Source organism: Nostoc sp. CMAA1605, from assembly GCF_021596505.1.
Taxonomy (GTDB): Bacteria; Cyanobacteriota; Cyanobacteriia; order Cyanobacteriales; family Nostocaceae; genus Trichormus.
Genome location: NZ_PJIZ01000055.1, coordinates 15,367 through 36,509, shown reverse-complemented (window position 1 = coordinate 36,509; position 21,143 = coordinate 15,367). Strand labels below are relative to the sequence as shown.

Annotated in this window: 13 protein-coding genes; 7 read left to right on the top strand and 6 right to left on the bottom strand. The window is 39.8% G+C overall.

Annotation, left to right across the window (positions count from 1 at the left end; genetic code table 11):
• Positions 1-21: 21 nt before the first annotated feature.
• The 3 genes from CV014_RS18225 to CV014_RS18215 form a co-directional block, all read right to left on the bottom strand.
• Positions 22-2,238 (bottom strand): dynamin family protein, encoded by a 2,217-nt coding sequence (locus tag CV014_RS18225; RefSeq protein WP_236143320.1) that lies wholly within the window; start codon positions 2,236-2,238, stop codon positions 22-24.
• A 174-nt stretch (positions 2,239-2,412) separates the two neighbouring features.
• A complete protein-coding gene (locus CV014_RS18220; RefSeq protein WP_236143319.1) occupies positions 2,413-4,497 on the bottom strand; it encodes a dynamin family protein in 2,085 nt (694 codons plus the stop codon).
• Between the two features lie 12 nt (positions 4,498-4,509).
• Positions 4,510-4,842: a DUF3040 domain-containing protein gene (locus CV014_RS18215; protein WP_236143318.1), complete on the bottom strand. Its 333-nt coding sequence runs from the start codon at positions 4,840-4,842 to the stop codon at positions 4,510-4,512.
• Between the two features lie 214 nt (positions 4,843-5,056).
• On the opposite strand from CV014_RS18215, the gene CV014_RS18210 reads away from it, so the two are divergent.
• The 4 genes from CV014_RS18210 to CV014_RS18195 all read left to right on the top strand — a co-directional run bounded on the left by CV014_RS18210 (position 5,057) and on the right by CV014_RS18195 (position 9,553).
• Positions 5,057-6,031 carry a cysteine synthase A gene (locus CV014_RS18210; RefSeq protein ID WP_236143317.1) on the top strand — a complete coding sequence of 325 codons (975 nt, stop codon included), beginning with the start codon at positions 5,057-5,059 and terminating at the stop codon, positions 6,029-6,031.
• Positions 6,032-6,232: 201 nt separating this feature from the next.
• Positions 6,233-6,565 carry a (2Fe-2S) ferredoxin domain-containing protein gene (locus CV014_RS18205; protein WP_236143316.1) on the top strand — a complete coding sequence of 111 codons (333 nt, stop codon included), beginning with the start codon at positions 6,233-6,235 and terminating at the stop codon, positions 6,563-6,565.
• Between the two features lie 300 nt (positions 6,566-6,865).
• Positions 6,866-7,738, top strand: a complete 873-nt coding sequence (locus tag CV014_RS18200) for a DUF5331 domain-containing protein (RefSeq protein ID WP_236143315.1) — start codon at positions 6,866-6,868, stop codon at positions 7,736-7,738.
• A gap of 336 nt (positions 7,739-8,074) precedes the next feature.
• Positions 8,075-9,553 carry an alpha-amylase gene (locus tag CV014_RS18195; protein WP_236143314.1) on the top strand — a complete coding sequence of 493 codons (1,479 nt, stop codon included), beginning with the start codon at positions 8,075-8,077 and terminating at the stop codon, positions 9,551-9,553.
• Between the two features lie 134 nt (positions 9,554-9,687).
• On the opposite strand, the gene CV014_RS18190 is transcribed toward CV014_RS18195, so the two are convergent.
• Complete coding sequence (locus tag CV014_RS18190) at positions 9,688-11,868, bottom strand: GUN4 domain-containing protein (protein WP_236143329.1); 2,181 nt, start codon at positions 11,866-11,868, stop codon at positions 9,688-9,690.
• 336 nt (positions 11,869-12,204) lie between these two features.
• On the opposite strand from CV014_RS18190, the gene CV014_RS18185 reads away from it, so the two are divergent.
• Positions 12,205-15,135 carry a PAS domain S-box protein gene (locus CV014_RS18185; protein WP_236143313.1) on the top strand — a complete coding sequence of 977 codons (2,931 nt, stop codon included), beginning with the start codon at positions 12,205-12,207 and terminating at the stop codon, positions 15,133-15,135.
• 195 nt (positions 15,136-15,330) lie between these two features.
• Positions 15,331-16,350, top strand: a complete 1,020-nt coding sequence (locus tag CV014_RS18180; protein WP_236143312.1) for a DNA-methyltransferase — start codon at positions 15,331-15,333, stop codon at positions 16,348-16,350.
• 201 nt (positions 16,351-16,551) lie between these two features.
• Here CV014_RS18180 and CV014_RS18175 read toward each other — a convergent pair whose 3' ends face one another.
• Both CV014_RS18175 and CV014_RS18170 read right to left on the bottom strand, forming a co-directional pair.
• A complete protein-coding gene (locus CV014_RS18175; RefSeq protein WP_236143311.1) occupies positions 16,552-17,301 on the bottom strand; it encodes a ScaI family restriction endonuclease in 750 nt (249 codons plus the stop codon).
• A gap of 136 nt (positions 17,302-17,437) precedes the next feature.
• Complete coding sequence (locus CV014_RS18170; protein WP_236143328.1) at positions 17,438-18,814, bottom strand: 1-acyl-sn-glycerol-3-phosphate acyltransferase; 1,377 nt, start codon at positions 18,812-18,814, stop codon at positions 17,438-17,440.
• A 185-nt stretch (positions 18,815-18,999) separates the two neighbouring features.
• On the opposite strand from CV014_RS18170, the gene CV014_RS18165 reads away from it, so the two are divergent.
• A complete protein-coding gene (locus CV014_RS18165; RefSeq protein WP_236143310.1) occupies positions 19,000-20,808 on the top strand; it encodes a proline--tRNA ligase in 1,809 nt (602 codons plus the stop codon).
• Positions 20,809-21,143: the final 335 nt, after the last annotated feature.

Genomic DNA, 21,143 nt, shown 5'->3' with positions numbered 1-21,143 from the left:
GTTTTTTCTTCCCCTAAACCCCTAGTTCTTCTCAGATAAAACTGTATAAGCTTCATTAAACAAACGCATTTTTTCCTGCGCTTGTTTTTGCATCTGGGGTTGGTTGACAAATAAATCTGGATGCCATTTTTTGACTAAAGTTTTATAAGTCTGTTTAACATCAGCAAAGGCTGCATCTTGTGGCAAACCTAAAATTTTATAAGCACGCGCAATTTTATCTTTTTCGGATTGGTTTTGGGGTGGTTTGGGTGCTTGCTGATTTTGAGTTTGCGTTGTTTGTTGCTGATTATTTTGATAACCAGGAGAACGCATTTGAGCTTTTATTTGTGCGATTTCTTGATCTATTTCCCAGTTACGAAATTTTGCTTCTACCTCTGCGGGATTAGGTGCTGGCTTTGGTGGTGGTGAATAGACTTGTTGTTTTGGTGGTTCAACTTTTTTCTCAGTAGTTTTAGTTGTATTTTCCGGTTGTGGCGGACGAGTATAAATGCGTTCTTGCTGTCGAGAAGACTTTTGTTGAGGTTGGGGTTGACTAACTTTAGGTATTTCTATATATGGCTGATATTTAGTAGGAATTTTAGCCTTGACTAACTCAGTTAGTAACTGATTAAATCCCTGTTGTAGCCGCCTTATTTCTTCCCGTTTTTTAGTTATATCTGCTGGTTCTTGGGCAATTCGGAAGTAAATAACTTTTTCGGCTTGGTATTCAAATTGTGATAACGTTGCTAAGGCTTGACGACTAAACTGTGATAAATAATCTTCAATAGCAGTGATACAAATTCTCGCTACTTGTTGATGATAAGATTCATGGGATGATTGTTCATCTAGTTTTTGTATATTCTTATTTAAAAGATAAGAAATACTGCCAACCACAGCAGCACCCACAGGCCCACCTAATAACCAACCAATCCCACCACCTACCGCCACTGCGCCTGGTTCACTAAATAATTCATTACTATCTGGCTTGGGGGGTAAAGTAATTTGTGGTTCTGGAGGGAAAGGAATTAATAAATCTTCGGGACGTTCTTCTTTGAAAAAATCATAGGCTTGATATAGCCATTTCATCACGGCTAACTGTAAATCATTCAAATCTTTTTTCAAAGCAGTATTTTGCCAAGATTTAAAGTTATTTTCTGCTAATGCTACAGCCCCATCAGCCTGATATTTAGTTAATAATTTGGGTAAAGATAGCCAATCTCTTAACTCAGATAGACTCTTGTTAAATCCTTGGTTGATGAGATTTTTAGCTTTTTGTTTAATTTCTATTTTAGCATTTTGCTTATCATCAATAGCTTTAAATTCATTAGCGATGGGGTCAATTTTATGCTGCAATGCTAATTGAATTTGGGATGCGATCGCCTCTACTCTCGGCAACCTCACATCACCCCGATTTTGTTGTAAAATACTCACAACATTTTGCAAAGCCGTCTCAAACGCCACTAAGCCGCTACTACTCGCCGCAGCTACATCACCTTTTAACCTAGCGCGTAAGGCTGGTAAAGCATCCACACGATATAAATTACTGAAACCAGGGGGTAATTCCGCACGAAAACTTTCCGCTACAAATCGCAGTCGATTCTGCACTTGTTTTTGTTCTTCTGGGTCAAGTAAATTAATAAAATTAGCAACAAAAATAACTGTTTTAATATTTCTATCTAATAACCAATCGCGTAAATTTTCCCGTTCACCCAACGTCATCAATTTACGCGCATCTAATAATTGCACAACTAAATCTGCACTAAAAAGTTGCTCTCGTACTAAATTATCCTGCTCATCCCTGTCATTAGTTCCTGGTAAATCAATAAACTCGACACCAGTTTCCAAAAAAGTATGAGGACAAAAAACTTCAACAGATGCGACATCTTTCCGCATCTGTCGATCACCATCTAAAATTGCGTACTGTTGTAAAATTTCCGTTCCACTGCGATAGACTTCAGTTCCATCCCGCAACATAATGCGAGTTCTCACATCAGAACCATATTTGACAGTAATAGCTGCGCCTGTGGTGGGAATTAAATCTATAGGTAAAGTCCGCGTCCCCAAGATAGCATTTAATAAAGTAGACTTACCATGATTAAAAGGGCCAAAAACCGCAATCCTAAAATTAGGATTAGTTAAATAATTACCAATATTAACTATATCTTGATATAACTGTGATGACCGTTCCAGCCCCAGTAAATTAGACGCAGATTTCAGCGCATCTACTAAATCTTTAGATTTTATATCCTGTTGTGGCATATTTCCATTACCTATTCCCAGAGTTATTTTACCCCGCAGCACAAAACTTATCTTCTTACTTTGCGTCTCTTTTCGTAAACCTCCGCGTCACTCTGCGTTAGAGAATTTTGGAAAATATCAAATATTTTTACCCCACCCTAACCCTCCCCTTTTTCAAGGGGAGGGAACTAAATCCTAACTATAAGTAGCTAAGAGGTTACTATACACCGCTTCAATTTTTTGTAATTGAGCAATGATATTTTCCTGCAAAGTTTTCAGCCGCCTCAATTCAGTATCTCGATTAATTTCCCGTGTTCCTTTTTGCTTCAGCAAATTATCCAACTCCGATTTACGGGAATTAATATCGTCATTAATGCGCTTGCTGACTTCCTTCTCATAGCTGTCAAAACATTCTTTTACCGCATCAAATACAATTGCCGATTGTTCGTTAGCAACTTGCGGTAAGTATTTAACTAACTCTTTTTTAGCAGTTTTGACTAATTCTTTCCGGGCTTGATCAGCTTGTAAAAAACCTACTCCTAAACCCAGTAAAGGAATATAAATTGGCCCTAAAATTGGGCTAATAATTGTGCCGATGACTGCACCCACACCAATAACAGTGAAATAATTCAATAAGATATTTTTCCAATCAAATCCCACACCAGCCATTGCAAAACCAGCAATGTTACCACTTGTGAGAGACAATAATCCCATAGCCCATTTTGCCCAGGTTGGAGAGTTATCTTCATCTGTGCCACCACTAGCAGCATTGACTTTAACTTGTTTATCGGTGAGCTTTTCGGTAATTCTTTCTGTGACTTGATGATAAGATGCACCATACTGCGACGCACTACGGGATAATTCTTTAAAAGCTGCATTAATATCTTTTTCAGCAGTTAAAGTCCAAGCTGCACATTTATCAGTCATGTATTGTTCAAAAGCTTTTTGCAGTGCTGCATTAAAAGCTTCTCGCTTCCCGTTACTCAGAAAATCCCACAGATTTAATTCTGGTTGATAGCGTAGAAAATCACTTTCAAAAGTATTACCTAAATTCATCACATAACTACGGAAAGATTCAGAGATTTTTCTAGCTTGTGAGTCTCTAGTATTAAAAATTTCTTTCTGGAATTGATCTCGAATATCGGTGAGTTTTTTGAACTCTGGTTCTACCGAATCAATGCGGGATTTTAATTCTGCCACATTTTGGTCTAATAAGGGAATTCTGCGGCCTATAGCTTCGCGGGTATGGTTGACGGCTTGTCTAGCTAAGGTTCTGACTTGTCTGAATTCCGCGATCGCTCTTTCTCTGGTAAGAAAAGTATTAAGCGCACTCATGAATTCTGGAAAGCCAGTCCCAGCTAAATCAGCTTGGGAATCCTTCAAACGTCGTCTTAGTGCTTGAATTGATGATAATTCAAATACACGCTCATCATAAATATCTTGACCGTCTACGTGGCAGTATTCCCCTAAATTCGCCTGAAAAACCTTTCTGAGTCTATTTTCTGCTGCTTGTAAATCTTCTGTATCATCAGGATCAATCAATGATTCTTTTACCTGATCCCAAGCATTAATTAAGAAGAAAACCGATAAACCACGCCCTTTCACATAGTTTTCAAGATAACGACGCTCACCCAAAGTGCAAGGTTGAGAAGCCCTCATCACAAACAAAATTGCATGACAATTATTTACATATCCTAAAGATAATTCATTGCGCGCTTCTGTGTCGTTTAACCCTGGACTATCAACAATTTCAATACCTTTTTCTAGTAAAGTTAAAGGATACTCAACCACTGCATAATCAACATCAGGAAATGCCTGTTTTTTCTCCTGTTCTAACCTTTTGGCTTCTGCCGGATCAATTGTATATTTATACTTAAAGCTTTGAAAATCTAGCTGCTGTGGACTTTTGCCATCATTAAAGTGAATCGTCACTTTTTTTTCTGCTCCATACCGCAAAATAGTTAAAACTGCGGTACAGGGGTTAACATCACTAGGTAGTAAATTTTCGCCAATTAAAGCATTTAAAAATGTGCTTTTACCCCGTTTCATATCGCCTAAAACTAGTAGGCGAAACACACCTTTTTTGAGATTCTTACTAGCTATATCAATATCTTCTAAATCTCGTTCTAGACTGAGTTTACCAGATGAAGACTCTCCATCTAACTCAGCTTGATGAATCGTTTCCGAGAGATTTTGTAAACACACCGCCATCTCAGAACGAACTTGAGCAATTCTTTCTAAGTCTTGAATAAATTGATCAGATGCTACTTGACTTACCATAGAAATTATCCCTTAATTTAAGATGGTTTTTTTGCGATTTTCCAGAAATAGTTTGTAAGCTACCCAACCCAAAACTCCTATAATCACGAAACCTGCTAAAACAGATGCTATTCTCACAGCAACTAAAGCTACTACACCAAGAGTAAAGAGTTTTCCAGCCAGAATGGCTTTTTTCATCCAAGGTTTGGGATAATCTTCTGCTTGGTGTTTCACCGTCTTATGTAATGGTGGATGATTTGCAGACATTTCTTGTTCCATTTCTCGGAGACGTATTTCTACTTCTTTCTCCCGCACTAACCTTTCCCGTTGCTCTAGTTCGTCAGGGCGATTATGTTGAGATGTCATGGATGTCCACCCCATGAAGGATGATGTTAATGATGTTATCACGTACCAAATTAATGTATATTAACTTACGTAAATAATTGATAACCCCAGTAAAATCACTATTTTAGTGCGATCGCACTGTTCCCCATCCCCCATTCCCTGTTCCCCATTTTTGAGTATGATGCCACCACTATGAGCCACAATTTTTATAGGTAATTACTCAAGTAGAATCACGATGGATATCAAAAATGGTTTCATAGGCACTGTTGGCAATACCCCACTAATTCGGTTAAACAGCTTCAGTGAAGAAACAGGGTGTGAAATCCTTGGTAAAGCCGAATTTCTCAATCCTGGCGGTTCGGTTAAAGACCGAGCTGCACTGTACATTATTCAAGATGCAGAAGAAAAAGGTTTGCTCAAACCCGGCGGTACAGTAGTAGAAGGTACAGCCGGTAATACAGGGATTGGACTAGCCCATATTTGCAATGCTAAAGGCTACAAATGCTTGATTATCATTCCTAACACCCAATCCCAAGAAAAAATCGATGCACTCACCGCTTTGGGTGCAGAAGTGCGTCCCGTTCCAGCCGTTCCCTACAAAGACCCCAATAACTACGTCAAGTTATCTGGTAGAGTCGCAGCAGAGATGGAAAACGCCATTTGGGCTAATCAGTTCGATAACTTAGCTAACCGTCGCGCCCACTACGAAACCACAGGGCCAGAAATTTGGGCGCAAACCGACGGTAAAGTTGACGGTTGGGTAGCCGCTACCGGTACAGGAGGAACATTTGCCGGTGTATCTATGTACCTCAAAGAACAAAACCCAGCAGTTAAATGCGTAGTGGCTGATCCAATGGGAAGTGGTCTTTATAGTTACGTTAAAACCGGAGAGATTACAATAGAAGGTAGTTCTATTACTGAAGGCATCGGTAACAGCCGCGTTACCGCTAACATGGAAGGCGCACCCACTGACGACGCTATCCAAATTGATGACAAAGAAGCTTTGCGGGTAGTTTATCAACTATTGCGGAAAGATGGCTTATTAATGGGTGGTTCTACAGGTATTAATGTCGCCGCCGCCGTAGCTTTAGCCAAGCAATTAGGCCCAGGACATACCATTGTCACGATACTATGTGATAGTGGTTCTCGCTATCAGTCGCGGATATTCAACCGCGAATGGTTAGCATCTAAAGGATTGTCGGTAGATTAGTCATTAGTCAATAGTCATTAGTCATTAGTCATTAGTTAAGAGCGTTGAATTTATCCGCCAAACAGTATCAAAGTTTTCCGCAACAATGATCAGAAACGAATTTTTGGATAAGTCTCAATTTCCTGTAACCGTAAACTATTGACTTTTGACTATTGACTATTGACTTTTGACTAAATTTTTACAGGGTGGGAAAGGTGACTCATGAGCAATTTTACTCAAGAATTGAATGCCAGCACAACAAACCCCAGTTTTCTCACCAGATGTGTGAGAGTTTGTCAACATCGCACTTGTAAAAAGCAAGGTGCGAAGGACGTTTTAGCAGCTTTTGTGGCTTTACCTGTTCCTGATGTGGTGGTAACTCCTAGCAGTTGCTTGGGACAGTGTGGTAACGGGCCGATGGTGTTGATTTTACCGGAAATGGTTTGGTATAGCGGTGTTCAACCCTATGAAGTCCCGATGTTAGTAGAAAAGCATCTAATAGGTGGTCAAAGAGTGCAACGGATGCTCTATTATCGGTTTCATCCCCAGGGATAAGTGAAGAAGCAGGGGAGCAGGGAGCAGGGGAGAAAAACCACCCACAAGGGGTGGGGCTTCCCTACGGGACGCTGCGCGAACAACCAAGGAGGAAAAGGAGCAAGGGAGCTTTCACCCACAAGGGGTGTTAGCGAAGCGGAACGAAGTTCGGTTTGTACCTTTCCCCCTGCCCCTTTCCCCCTGCCCCCTGCCTCTTATCAGTGAACAGTCAACAGTCAACAGTGATCAAGTTTTCCTTGCACTGATAACCGATAACCGATAACTGTAAATGCACTATTTTTGACTGAAGCGAGACATCCCATGAATATTCAGGAGCTGCGTCAATCCTTAAAGAGCAAGTGGTTGAATTATTATGAGCAGAATCGTTCTTGGTTAGTCAAAATGAGGGTTTGGGCTAACTATGGCGGTGTACGTCGTCCTTCGTCTGGGTTTATCCTAGCAACATTATCTGTTTTAGAGCCGGATTTTGACGAAATTTTGGCTTTTGTGATGGAACTGAATAACAACCCTGATGAGATAGTTACGGCTTTAGGTCTCAATTTTAATCCTGACAAAGAACTCAGCTTAATTAATTCTCAGATGGATTTAGCCCTCACCCAGTCGGAGGAAGAACAGCAATATCCAGAGGAAGCCGTCACATCAATGGCGTTAACTGTTTATGATGCTCCTGTTGCGTCAACTAAAGAGCATAATGCTTCCAATGTAGTGGTCATGCCTACTCTACATCAGCCAGTGCAGCAGGTGGTGGGTGGTGAACAGCCTGTAATGTCTCAAAAAACTGCCACTAATGGAAAGATGAATATTCATCCCACTATTCATAAATCATCCTCTCCAGCAGGACAGGTATTCGCCATTACTTTAGAAGTACCGAAAAAAGATAAACCCTTAACTTCCCTAACTTTAACTACTATCAAACCCCAAAATGGCAAAGTAGTTAGTCCCTTGGCAATTACTACGGAAGTTCCTGGTAAACCGAAGACATTAATAATACCGAAACCAGTGCCGGAAATTCCCCAAAATGGGCAATATGTCCATAAAAAACCGTCTAAATCTGCTTACAAAGTCCACTCTAAAGCTCATACAAATGCTAGTAATCTGGCTTCTTGGGTGGATGAGTTTTGTTTAGGATCTCAGTGGAATTCAGAGGAGGCTATTTCTGTTCACAGAGAGTGAGAGGGAGGAGACAAGGGGGATAAGGGAGACAAGGGAGACAAGGGAGACAAGGGAGGAGAGATATAGTAGTTTGTCAGATAAATTATGAGAGATTATAGAACCCCGACTTTTTGAAAAGGTTGGGGTTTTGAATAATAGCTCACTGTGAATTATGAGCTTGTGTTCTGATTGATTTGAAATTAGTAGCTTGGGTTCACAATTACTGATAATCAGTAGCTGATTTTCTTAAATATTTCTTCCAGATTATCGCTTATAAATCACATTGATAATTCCGAATTGCCATAGATTACTGCTGTAGTTTTCTTTCAAGAAGATATTTACAGACACAACAATAATATGGCACAGATTAACGGCACAATGATGCAATATTTCCACTGGTACATCCCTAATGATGGCAATTTGTGGAACAAAGTAGAGTTTTCCGCCGCCGAATTAGCAGAAACAGGTTTTACAGCTTTGTGGCTGCCACCAGCCTATAAAGGATTTGCCGGTGCGTATGATGTAGGGTATGGTGTTTACGATTTATTCGACTTAGGTGAGTTTGATCAAAAAGGCTCTGTCAGAACAAAATACGGTACGCGTCAGCAATATATTGATGCGATTAAATCTCTGCAAACGCATGGTTTACAAGTTTATGCAGATGCAGTGCTAAATCATAAGATGGGTGGTGATGCAGTAGAAACACCAAATGCAACACCTTTTCCTCAAGATAATCGTCTTACTCCTAAAGGCGGGTTGCAAAATATTAAGACTTACACTCATTATTCTTTCCCTGGAAGACAAGGAAAATATTCTAATTTTGAGTGGCACTGGTGGCATTTTGATGCAGTTGATTATAACGAATATAACAGTGGCGATCGCAGCACGATTTATTTACTAGAAGGCAAAAAATTTGATGATTATGTAGCCTTAGAAAAAGGCAATTTTGCCTATTTAATGGGTTGTGACCTCGATTTTCAAAATGATTGGGTAAGGGGTGAAATCACCTATTGGGGTAAGTGGTATCTTGATAACACAAATGTCAACGGTTTCCGTTTAGATGCCATTAAACATATTGCCGCTTGGTTCTTTCCCCAATGGATAGATGAACTAGAACGCCACGCTGGTAAGGACTTATTCTTTGTTGGAGAGTATTGGTACAACGATGTGAATACTCTACTTTGGTATGTTGATACTGTTCGGGGCAAAATGTCAGTTTTTGACGTACCACTACATTACAACTTCCATCAAGCCAGTAAATCTGGAGGCAATTATGATATGCGCCGGATTTTAGATGGCACAATGATGCAAAAACGTCCTACCCATGCTGTCACCTTTGTCGAGAATCATGACTCACAACCATTACAAGCATTGGAATCTGTAGTTGAACCTTGGTTTAAACCCCTAGCCTACGCCATTATTCTATTAAGACAAGAAGGTTATCCTTGCGTCTTTCATGCCGATTACTACGGTGCAGAATACGAAGATTGGGGAAAAGATGGCAACCTCTATAAGATTTTTATGCCCTCTCACCGTTGGATAATCGATAAGTTAATGTATGCACGCAAGCACTATGTTTATGGGCCACAGTACGATTATTTCGACCATTGGAATACTATTGGCTGGACTCGCTTAGGTGATGAAGATCATCCCCAAGCAATGGCTGTAATTATGAGTGATGGCGCAGCAGGTGATAAATGGATGGAAGTTGGTAAACCCAACACAAAATTCGTTGATTTAACACAACACATCAAAGAACCCGTATATACCAACGAATGGGGTTGGGGTGAATTTCGTTGCTTAGGTGGTTCTGTCTCAGTTTGGGTACAAGAATAAAACCAATTCGCAGTTCGCAGTTCGCAATTCGCAATTCGCAATACAGCAAGCTACGCAACAATTCTCCCGCCTCGTTTCTCTACGAGACATTACTCGTAGCTTGCTTACACTCTCCACTCAGCACTGCTCACTCCTCACTCAGCACTCATAATTCCCAACAAAGTCTCACATAATTGCCACCAAGAGGCAGTGGCGATCGCACTATGCCATTCCCACACACCTAAAACTTTGACTCGCCAAACTGGTGCAAAAAAGCCGTAATATGGTAAATATCCTGCGGGGGCATTGTCATCAGCGATGAAATCTGTGTAATTTACCCAAGCATCTTTCTCACGCCATCCTACCCGATGACCAAAATCAATACAGGTTTCGGCGGCGGCGGCTTTTTTGTTGCCAATCATTAATCCCATAACGGGATCATTAGCACGATTCCCTTGTAAACTCTGCCAGATGCGCTGCTGCACGCTAAAACCAAAGCGTCCTTGACTGTATTTCACCCACAGTTTATCTATCGTCAATAACTCTGTGCGGGGAAAGTTTGCTAGACTTTCTAAGTCTAAGTGGCCTAGTTGTTCGCGATGAGCCACCTTTAGCATCAAGTTTGTCGTTTCTCCATCCGCCTCTAACCATCTTTGAGCTTTTAATAAGTCTCGCAAGGTTGTATAGTCTACACCCACAGAAGAACTTAAATCATCGCTATCCTCTTGATTTTGACTAACACTCTCACCTACTACTAAGGTAGTTTCCGGTAAAACTTCAATGATGCCTTGGGAACCAGATAACCAAAAATACAACTGATTATCTGAGGCGGCTAAATCTAATTGCAATTGGGTAATTAATCCGGCTGCGGTTAATCCTGTATGGGGAGTTGTGGGAGTTAAAATCTTCTGCACAGCCATCGTAAATTGTTCTGGTTGTGTAGCTGGGGTAGCACAAGCAATTAAACATTGACCGATATCTGTTCCTAATTGCAATTCTTCTACCCACTCCCGCACCGATGCCACACCAATAGCAGCTTGTCCAGGACAATCTAAAATAATAATCTGTTGGGAAGTGCAACGCCGTAATTGTTTTCTCAGCCAGGAACGATTAATAGTAATATCATCAGCTAACACAAAAACGGCTTCGCTGTTTGGTGTTTCCTGAATTTTACCCCGCAGATATAACAACACGGTGGCGGTGTCTATGTTAATAGCCCCATTTGGGGAAGATTCCGCAAAAGATTCTGACAGCAGACATTTTTGAATGGCTTTGTGAATATCTGCACTGGTGTTTTTACCTCCCACAGTCCAAGAATTGGTGGTAAAGTCCCCCGCAGTCTGGAAAATACTGCACAAAGCAGAAGGGGTGTTGCTTTTAGGGAGTCCTTCTACAATCAGTGCTTGTCGTGGATGTCTGGTAATACCTTTGGGGAGGGGTTTAATCCCTAAAATTACTTCTCCCACGCCTTCAACAATGCGCTTGGGTGTTTGGGAGGGATATTCAGCATGGATGGAATTTTCACCCCTACCTTTTTTGAGTTGGTTAATGACTCGTAATTGCTGATTGGCTTTTTGAATATAGGCTAAAGTCTGTTGATAGACATAACGGTATAAACTATCAGCTGCAATGATACCTTGGGAGTCTGCCGCTTCTCCTCGTAATCCCCGAATTAAAAAGTATGTAAATACACCATGCCCTAACTGTGGAAACTCCCAAGATTGTTGCTGGCGATCGCAAGATAATAAAGCATAAAATCCTGTTTGTTTGCTGGCGCGTTGTCGTAATAGTTCCACTAACTCTGGTGTAGGGTTAAATTTCGTCGATATTTCACCTCTCGCCCCCAAAAAGCTCAAATTACCACTATGGCAAGCATCCAACCAAACTAATTGTTGCCCAGCCGCACAATCAGCTAACACCTGTAATAATTCTTGTAAATTTAACCCTGTATTAATTAAGTCGTCTGTTTGAGTATCTTGGAGACACAACACCACCTGTTTGCTCGATGGCTCAAGCATCCCATGTCCAGAAAAATAAAACAAAATAGTGTCATTGGGTTTAGTTGCAGCCGCCATTGTTTTGAGACTCAAGCGTACATTCTCCAATAGAGGCTGCTCACCAAAATCATGGTAAATTTTTAACTCTCTTTGGGGGAATCCTTGGGTTGCTGCATCTAACGCCATCCCCAAACCCTGACAATCTACAGCAGGGTAACGCAAACTAGGTATTTGCTCATCCTGATATTGATTCACTCCTACCAAAAACAGCCACAGTTTCGCTGTACCTGTCTCTAAAGCCACCGTTGAATTACTGGTACGAACACCGATAGGACACATCTTCAAAACTTATTTCTAAATTTCAGCCACACCCGAAGGGAATTACAACTACAAGAGTATCCCATTGCTTTGCGGAAGCAAGGGAGGCAGGGGAGGCAGGGGAAGCAAAAAAGAAAAACTAATCACTCCTCACTCCGCACTTCTCACTCAGCACTCCCCACTCAGCACTCAGCACTCTAATGATTAATACTACAAATAAGTATAATTACACTACAAAAATGCCTATGTGAATATTACTATATATTCACTAAGTCAGTATTTAATCATACAGTTATTTACCTTCACCTTGATTAAAAACAAAACAAGAATCATCCGTCTACGGAGTCGCATTTTTTAATGTTTAACGCCATATCTGACGCTATTTGCGTAAAAAACCGTCAACATCAGTTCATATTGCTGAATGATGCCTATTGTCACCTAATGAAATGTAGCCGAGAACAATTTATTGGCAAATCTGATTATGACTTGTTACCCCAAGCCGCAGCAGATAGTCTATGGGAGCAAGAGGAATTAGTTTTTACTCAAGGTATCAATTCAGAGTATGAAGAAAAACTGACGGATGATGCTGGTGTAATACGTTGGGTACTCACTAAAAAATGTTTATTTGAGGATGAAAGCCACAATCAGTTTTTGGTGACAACAATACATGACATAACTAAGTACAAGCAAATAGCAGAGGATTTATATGCCTCTAAACAGCTACTACAAGCAGTAATAGATAATATCCCCCAAGGAATTTTTTGGCAAAATCGCGATTTTGTCTATTCAGGTTGTAACCAGACATTTGCTGATTTAGTGGGAATTAATTCCCCTACGGAGATTATCAATAAAAGTGACTGTCAACTACCTTGGCATCAAGAAAAATCTAATTCTTATCAGCAAAATGTCCGACTTGCTTGTGTTAAAGACTTACAAGAACTCCTGGCAACTCATACCTCTAAATATGAGATTTTGGAATATCAACAGCCAGAAGAGCAAACATCTTTGTGGTTAGAAACTAATAAGATTTTCCTCAAAGATTCTGAAGGCAATATCATCGGAATTTTAGGGACAGTTCAAGATATCACAGTTAGGAAACAAGCAGAAGCAGCATTAGCAGAAAAAGCATCTTTAGCGGCTTTTCGGGTAGAGATAAATTCTGCAATTACCCAAAGTTACAATCTCCAAACCACACTCAAGTGCTGTACCGATGCAATGGTGAAGCATTTAAATGCAGCCTTTGCACGTATTTGGACGTTAAACGAAACGGAAAACGTCTTAGAACTTCAAGCTAGTTCTGGAATTTATACTCATATTGATGGTGATCATAGTCGTGTTCCTGTGGGTATGTTTAAAATCGGCTTAATTGCTGAAGAACGCCAACCTCACTTGACGAATCAGGTTTTAACAGATCCCCGTGTAGGAAATAAAGTTTGGGCAAAAGAACAAAAGATGGTAGCTTTTGCTGGATATCCTTTAATTTTGGATGGGAATTTAATTGGCGTGATGGCAATGTTTTCTCGTCAAGCTTTACCGGAATCCATCATAGAAGCTTTGAATTTAGCTGCTAATGAAGTGGCTTTGGGTATTAAGCGCATACAGATAAAACAAGCCCTCAAAGAAAGTGAAAGTAAGTATCGTCACTTGGTAGAAACTTCCCAAGATATAATTTGGTCACTAGATATTCAGGGAAATTGGAGATTTGTTAATCCGGCTGTCAAAAATATCTATGGTTATGAACCACAGGAAATGATTGGTCGTCATTATAGTGAATTTGTACCACCAGCAGCAATTGACAAAGAATTAGAAATTATTTCTCGCCTACTAGCAGGAGAGTATTTAGGTAATTATGAAACACTGGTTTTAGCTAAGGACGGTAGTACGCTGAACCTATTGTGTCATGCGATCGCCTTAAAGGATGAAGAAGGCCAAATTACCGGCATTACTGGTACAGCCACTAACATTACCCAAATTAAACAAGCCGAGGCTACCCTGCGCCGCACTAATGCCATACTCCAAGCCCAAAAGGAAGCTGCCATTGATGCTATTTTAGTGATTGATGAAAATCGCCAAGTAGCTTCATATAATCAGCGATTTTGTGAATTATGGCAACTTCCTGGGGAATTAATCCAGACTGGAAGCGATCGCTTACTTCTAGAATGGATAATTAACCAACTAGAAAACCCAGCAGAATTTCTGGCTAAGGTAGAGTCCCTCTACAACCAAGCAGACGCACGTAGCCATGATGAAATCAAACTCAAATCTGGTAAAACTTTTGAGAGATATTCCGCACCAGTTAGTTCTGATGCAGGAGAATATTTTGGTAGAATTTGGTATTTTCGCGATATTACTGCACGCAGACAAGCGGAAATAGCCCTACGGGATTCAGAAACCCAATTGCGCCAACAAACCCAGAAACTTCAGCAAACACTCAAAGAATTACAACATACTCAAACTCAGTTAATTCATAGTGAAAAAATGTCTAGTTTGGGTCAATTAGTAGCAGGAGTAGCACACGAAATCAACAACCCTGCCAACTTTATTTACGGCAATCTTAATCACATTGATGACTATACACAAGAATTGCTTTCACTGTTGCAACTCTATCAAAAAAACTATCCCCAACCAACACCAGAAATTCAAGATTTTAGCAATTCCATCGAATTAGAATTTCTAACTTTAGATTTGCCCAGACTCCTAAAATCCGTGAGATATGGCTCAGAAAGAATTAGAGATATTGTCATTTCTTTACGAACCTTCTCCCGTTTAGACGAAGCCGAAATGAAAGAAGTGAATATCCATGATGGCATCGATAGCACTTTGATGATTTTACAAAGTCGCCTCAAAGGTAATAACCAAAGACCAGAAATAACAGTAATTAAAGAGTATGGTAATTGTCCGTTAGTTGAATGTTATGCGGGACAACTAAATCAAGTTTTTTTAAATATCCTCAATAATGCCATTGACGCTGTAGATGAATCATTATGTAGCAAAGCTCAAGCAGAACCACAAATTTGCATCCGTACTCAATTAATCAATTCTCATCAAGTTAAAATCAGTATTATTGATAACGGTTTAGGAATACCGGAAATCTTAAAGCAGCAGATATTTGACCCTTTCTTTACCACTAAACCTGTCGGTAAAGGTACAGGGATGGGATTAGCGATTAGCTATCAAATTATTACAGTCAAACATGGTGGTTCTTTAGAATGTTTATCAATTCCCACAGGCGGCACTGAATTCGTAATTACCATACCTTTACAGCAAGAAATGACTACTGCTAAGTAGATAAATGTTCGGGAAACATCTCCACTAGCATTGAATCAATCTTGCATACAGCATCTTGAGGACAAAAAAGCATAATTAGGAAGAGAATCTTTGAATAATTTAATCAAAAATTTATCATAAAACCTGTTTATTGTGAAGTTCATTTCAGTGGTAAAATTTATATGAAATCAAAATAATATTACTGAACAATTAGAGATGAAGGTATCAATTACAGAAAATGCTCACAGGAAGATAGCAAGTAAAGAACACAATATTTATATCGCTGAAGGTATCGATCAGCATCAGTCAACCCAAATTGCACCACTTTCATTACTAAAACCTTTCTCTCCTGATTTCAACTGTCAGATACTCAAGAAACAAAAAACTATAGAATCACAACTGAACCAACTTATAGGTCAACCATTCTATACTGATGACGGCTTTATGCTTTATCAGGGTGATGCAATGGATTTTTTACCAAAAATAGATTCTGCCCAAGTTGAATTTGATCTAACTGTGACATCTCCACCCTATAATATTGGCAAAGAATATGAGCTACCAATGTCTGTTGAGGAATACATTAAATGGTGTTCTCAATGGATGTATCAAATTCATAGAATTACAAAACTAAATGGTGCATTTTGGTTAAATGTGGGATATCTAGAAGTACCCAATCAAGGTTTATGCGTACCCATACCCTATTTATTATGGGATAAATCACCCTTTTATTTGCTCCAAGAAGTAGTATGGCAATATGGAGCAGGTGTATCAACAAAGCACCGTCTAAGTCCACGCAATGAAAAATGGTTATTTTATATCAAAAATTCTGAGGAATATACATTTAATCTAGACGATATACGTGATCCTAATGTTAAATATCCCAATCAGAAGAAAAATGGTAAATATCGCTGTAACCCATTAGGTAAAAATCCCTCTGATGTTTGGGAATTTCCCAAGGTGACTACAGGGACAAAAAGAAGTTCAAAAGAGCGCACCGGACATCCATCTCAGTTTCCTTTAGGTATTGTAGAGAGAGTTATTAGAGCTTCATCTAATCAACTAGAGCTTGTACTTGATCCCTTTGCTGGTTCTTGTTCTACTGGCATAGCTTCAGTAGGTTTAGGACGTATATTTGTTGGGTTTGAAATCAGACAGGACTATTGTGAAATGGCAGTTAATAGATTTCAAGAATTTAAACGTCAAAGAGATTATCATAGTCAAGTAGAAAGCGAGTAGTATTCCCAGAAACTAAACAATAGACCTCTTGCATAAATCTTTTTTTTGCCTCACGCAAAGGCGTAAAGACGCAAAGAAAGACGCAAGAATCATGACTTTTGCAAGAGGTCTAATGAATTGTTGAATAATTTCTCCATCTGTTGTTGGACATCATAATATGAAGAGAAATTTGCGTACCGAGAATTTTTATGATGACAGTGATTAAGAGAAATTATAATCATCTAGTTTTTTTTGAAACTTTAAGATTTTTTCATTACATCCTTGGTAATTTTTTAAATCTTGAATAGTTAAAATATTTTCCTGATTAAAAATGTCCAAGGTTATTGGCCCGACACCATTTAAAATACCTACAGGAGCATTTAATTGATAATCGCCAGGAATTTTAATTAATTTGTATTTATAGACTTTTGTCTCTAGACCAGCAGCTTGCCCTGTTTCAGATTTTTGCGCCTTCCAATCAGAATGATCAATCCATCCAAACCTAATTAGGTTAAGAGATTGTTTATAAAAATTTACAGTAATATAATAGCCCGATTTCTCTTTTTTCTCTAATTCAATATTCTCTACACTTTGTCCATAACTTCTATTACCAAATATTTTATCTCCCATCTGTCCTGAGCTTTTTATTTCAAGAGAATATGAGTTATCAGGAATATAAACAATGTCCTTCTCTTCTTTACTTCTACCCCCGCGCCAAATTTTAGGATTTATTAACTCTAGTTCCTTAGCAAATAATTTCTCAAAAAAATAACCTACTATAGTAGCGGGAATATCCAGTTCTGAAAGATTTATTGCAAGCTTATCTTCCCCAACAGTTGTAGACCATAGAGTTTTCCAGCATTTGAGAGAAACCGCTTTAATAGTCTCAAAATCTAAAGGGTGAGATTCTACTAAGTGTTGAGTTTTCATCAACCATTCTTCTTCCGGTAAAGCCTGATAAGGGGAAGGCATTTCATGAACTCCTTTTATGAGACCATTCAGCGAAACTTCTAAAGTTCTACTAATTTCACATGATACTTAAGAGTCAAATGTTTATTTATAAAACACTTAGTGGGAAACGTTAAAGTTTTAGATGAGGGAGAATTAATCAAATTAAACTTTCCATTGTCTGCTGTAAATCATTTGTCAAATCAGCCACAGCTTGTCTTGCACCTAAGCGACTTTCTTTATAGGCTGGGTAACGTTCTGAGACAGAAATGGGTTCACCAATAGTTAGTTTTACTCGCTGTTTACCCAATGGTGGACGCTGGAAAGATTTATCGCCTTTAATTTGAGCAATCATTTTCCACAAAATTAAAACAGTTTCCGCAAATCTTTCGACTGAGGGTTTTTCGCGGATGTAGTTACCAGAAACTGCCACAAAACTTTCTACTAATCTCATGTGCCACATTCTAGCGTTAGCTTCTTCTGCTACGCGATCGCCTAAAGCTTTTTCCACAGCAGACAATCCTTTGATATCCTTATAATCTTCCCTAAAAATATAATTCCATCCAGCCTGCTCTACCCGCCGACAACGATCAATTAATTGTCCTTTGGGTTGTAAATTAAAATACTGCTCGGCAATTTCTAAAGCTGCATTCAATAAACCTTGTAATCTGAATGCTAAGGCTTGATTACGGTCAAGGTTAACTTCTTCCGTGACTGTAGGCAACTTTAGATGATAAAAACGCGTATAAAACTGTTCCATCAAAGACAGTAGATGTTCAGCTAAAGTTAACAGCCGGGGATAAAGGAACTCCAAATCAGGAACTTGACTGGCTGTGGGTGTATCTATAGGTAAACCGCTAGTAACAGCTAACTCATCTAAAAGTTGCGCGATCGCCTTCCAAGGTGCATCAACATAACTATATTTCATCCCAACTGGTACAATTAAAACCTGCTCGGTGCGTCCAGCCTTTTGCAAATCCTCTGCACACCAAAAACCCATTTGAGCAATTCCTGGTTCTATAGGACTGATCTTTTCTGATAGTCCATTAGTTCCACCCTCCGGTGCAGCCATCATAGGAAACTGTCCATTCGCGAACAAATCCCGCGCCGAACGTAACCCCGTCCAGTCAGCTTTACCCCTTTGAATGGGAGTCCCACCTAATTTTGATGCAATCCAGCCAACGTAGTCACCCGCCCACAGAGGAATACCGCGATCGTAGATAAAATGAGCATGAATTGGCGATTTTAATGCTATATTTTCCTGTCGTGCGGCCTGTGGCACAAGTCGAGACAGTAAATACAGCAAACCCCAAGGATCTTCAGTTTTGGGATGGCGAAATGCTAACAAAAAGCGAATTTTTCCCTCTTGAAACTGGTGATAGAGATTTGCTAAAACCTCTACATTCTCTGCTTCAATTTGGTTAATAGAAGTTTGGGTGCGTATCCACGTTGGTAGCAACAGGTGAACACATCGCAATACCAAAGGATTAAACGCCGGCGGAATGAATGCTAAAGGTGGTTGTGCTTCGTAAATCATGATATTGGGAATGGGGCATTGGGCATGGGGCATTGGGCATGGGGCATTTAATTTTGAATTTTGAATTTTGAATTTTGAATTTTTTCGCCCCTACACCCCTATACTTCATACTTCATGCTTAGTATTTCGTACTTAAGTTGATACAGAAATTAGTGATTTTGTAATTAGGAGTTAAAAAATTAACGATGCGACTGTCACAAATGTTATTCGTCACACTGAGGGATGATCCGGCTGATGCGGAGATTCCTAGCCATAAGTTGTTACTGCGTGCTGGTTACATTCGTCGCATCGGTAGCGGTGTTTATGCTTATCTACCTTTGATGTGGCGCGTACTGCAAAAGGTGTCTCAAATTGTGCGGGAAGAAATGAACGCTACAGGCGCACAGGAATGTTTACTTCCCCAACTCCAACCCTCGGATTTATGGCAGGAGTCGGGACGCTGGGATACTTACACCAAGGCGGAAGGGATTATGTTTTCCCTAATTGACCGTCGTGAGCAACAATTAGGTTTAGGGCCGACGCACGAGGAAGTGATTACAGCGATCGCTCGTGATATGATTCGCTCTTACCGTCAGCTACCCCAGCATCTCTACCAAATTCAAACTAAGTTCCGGGATGAAATTCGCCCCCGCTTCGGTTTAATGCGCGGTCGGGAATTTATCATGAAGGATGGCTACTCTTTCCACGCTGATGAGGATAGCCTCAAAAAAACCTACCAAGATATGTATCAAGCATATAGCAATATGCTGCGGCGCGCAGGTTTAGCTTTCCGTCCTGTAGAAGCTGATTCTGGTGCAATTGGGGGTTCTGGTTCTACAGAATTTATGGTGTTGGCGGAAGCTGGCGAAGACGAAGTTCTCTACACTGATGATGGGAAGTACGCCGCCAACGTCGAAAAGGCTGTTTCTTTACCTGCTGATGCTGAATCTTCGCAGTTTACTAGTTTTGAAAAACGCGAAACACCAGGAACAGAAACCATAGATAAAGTTTGTAAATTCCTGAATGCTTCACCAACGCAATTAGTCAAAAATGTTCTTTATCAAACAGTGTATGATAACGGCTTAACAGTTTTGGTACTGGTCAGCATTCGTGGTGATCAAGAAGTTAATGAAGTAAAATTACAGAACGAATTAACGAAATTAGCAGATAATTACGGTGCAAAAACCATACTGTCTTTAACTGTTCCCAGTGCCGAAACTCAACAAAATTGGGCAGTAAAACCTTTACCTTTGGGTTATATTGCGCCTGATATTGCTGATGATTATATCGCTGCTAATAAACAAATTCATCCTAAATTTGTCCGGTTAGTTGACCAAACTGCCGTTGAGTTAAAAAACTTCATTACAGGTTCCAATGAAAGCGGCTATCATGTCGTCGGTGCCAATTGGGGTGAACAGTTTCAACTATCTCCAAATGTAGTAGATGTGCGTAAAGCTAGACCAGGCGATCGCGCCCTTCATGACCCGCAACAAATCTTAAAAAATGCCAGAGGTATAGAAGTTGGTCACATCTTCCAATTAGGAATCAAATATTCTCAAAGCATGGGCGCGACCTATACTAATGAGCAGGGTGAGGAAAAACCTTTAGTGATGGGTTGCTATGGTGTGGGTGTATCGCGGTTGGCACAATCAGCCGTTGAGCAATCCTATGACAAGGATGGCATTATTTGGCCAGTAGCGATCGCGCCTTATCATGCAATCGTGACAATTCCTAACATTAATGATGCTCAACAATTAGAAATTGCGGAAAAACTTTACATTGAACTGAATAAATCAGGAGTAGAAACATTACTCGATGACCGCAATGAACGCGCTGGAGTCAAATTTAAAGATGCTGATTTAATTGGTATACCTTATCGCATCGTCACCGGTAGGGCAATTAATAACGGCAAAGTTGAAGTTGTAGAAAGAGCAACTCGTAACTCTCAAGAAATTCCCATAGAGGAAGTTGTGACTACACTCCAGCAGTGGATTAAAGCCGCGACAGAGAAGTAAAATTAAATTTTCATGACGCAGAGTAATCAATCGTATCCTTGCTTCTGCGTCCTGCTCATTTTCTGAGAAAGATGTTAAAAAAATGACGCAATCATGAGATTTACAGTTTTACATAGTTGGGCAGGTGACGGATTCAGAGGATAAATTCTAAAATGAGAAATAAAAAGGAATTTTTCAGTCTAACAAGATGGGACTAATTAAGCTCACAACATCAGCAATTTAATGAGGATATTAAATCCATATATTTACCGAGCAGTTGTCTAGTAACACTATCAGATGCGTACACTAAGATATATGAAAATACCTCTTAACCTGTAACCGCCTCTCTCTATTCT

Excerpts from the sequence above, each read along its gene's own strand:
- CV014_RS18225 (WP_236143320.1), bottom strand. The coding sequence starts at position 2,238 with ATGCCACAACAGGATATAAAATCTAAAGATTTAGTAGATGCGCTGAAA.
- CV014_RS18220 (WP_236143319.1), bottom strand. The coding sequence starts at position 4,497 with ATGGTAAGTCAAGTAGCATCTGATCAATTTATTCAAGACTTAGAAAGA.
- CV014_RS18215 (WP_236143318.1), bottom strand. The coding sequence starts at position 4,842 with ATGACATCTCAACATAATCGCCCTGACGAACTAGAGCAACGGGAAAGG.
- CV014_RS18210 (WP_236143317.1), top strand. The coding sequence starts at position 5,057 with ATGGATATCAAAAATGGTTTCATAGGCACTGTTGGCAATACCCCACTA.
- CV014_RS18205 (WP_236143316.1), top strand. The coding sequence starts at position 6,233 with ATGAGCAATTTTACTCAAGAATTGAATGCCAGCACAACAAACCCCAGT.
- CV014_RS18200 (WP_236143315.1), top strand. The coding sequence starts at position 6,866 with ATGAATATTCAGGAGCTGCGTCAATCCTTAAAGAGCAAGTGGTTGAAT.
- CV014_RS18195 (WP_236143314.1), top strand. The coding sequence starts at position 8,075 with ATGGCACAGATTAACGGCACAATGATGCAATATTTCCACTGGTACATC.
- CV014_RS18190 (WP_236143329.1), bottom strand. The coding sequence starts at position 11,868 with ATGTGTCCTATCGGTGTTCGTACCAGTAATTCAACGGTGGCTTTAGAG.
- CV014_RS18185 (WP_236143313.1), top strand. The coding sequence starts at position 12,205 with ATGTTTAACGCCATATCTGACGCTATTTGCGTAAAAAACCGTCAACAT.
- CV014_RS18180 (WP_236143312.1), top strand. The coding sequence starts at position 15,331 with ATGAAGGTATCAATTACAGAAAATGCTCACAGGAAGATAGCAAGTAAA.
- CV014_RS18175 (WP_236143311.1), bottom strand. The coding sequence starts at position 17,301 with ATGCCTTCCCCTTATCAGGCTTTACCGGAAGAAGAATGGTTGATGAAA.
- CV014_RS18170 (WP_236143328.1), bottom strand. The coding sequence starts at position 18,814 with ATGATTTACGAAGCACAACCACCTTTAGCATTCATTCCGCCGGCGTTT.
- CV014_RS18165 (WP_236143310.1), top strand. The coding sequence starts at position 19,000 with ATGCGACTGTCACAAATGTTATTCGTCACACTGAGGGATGATCCGGCT.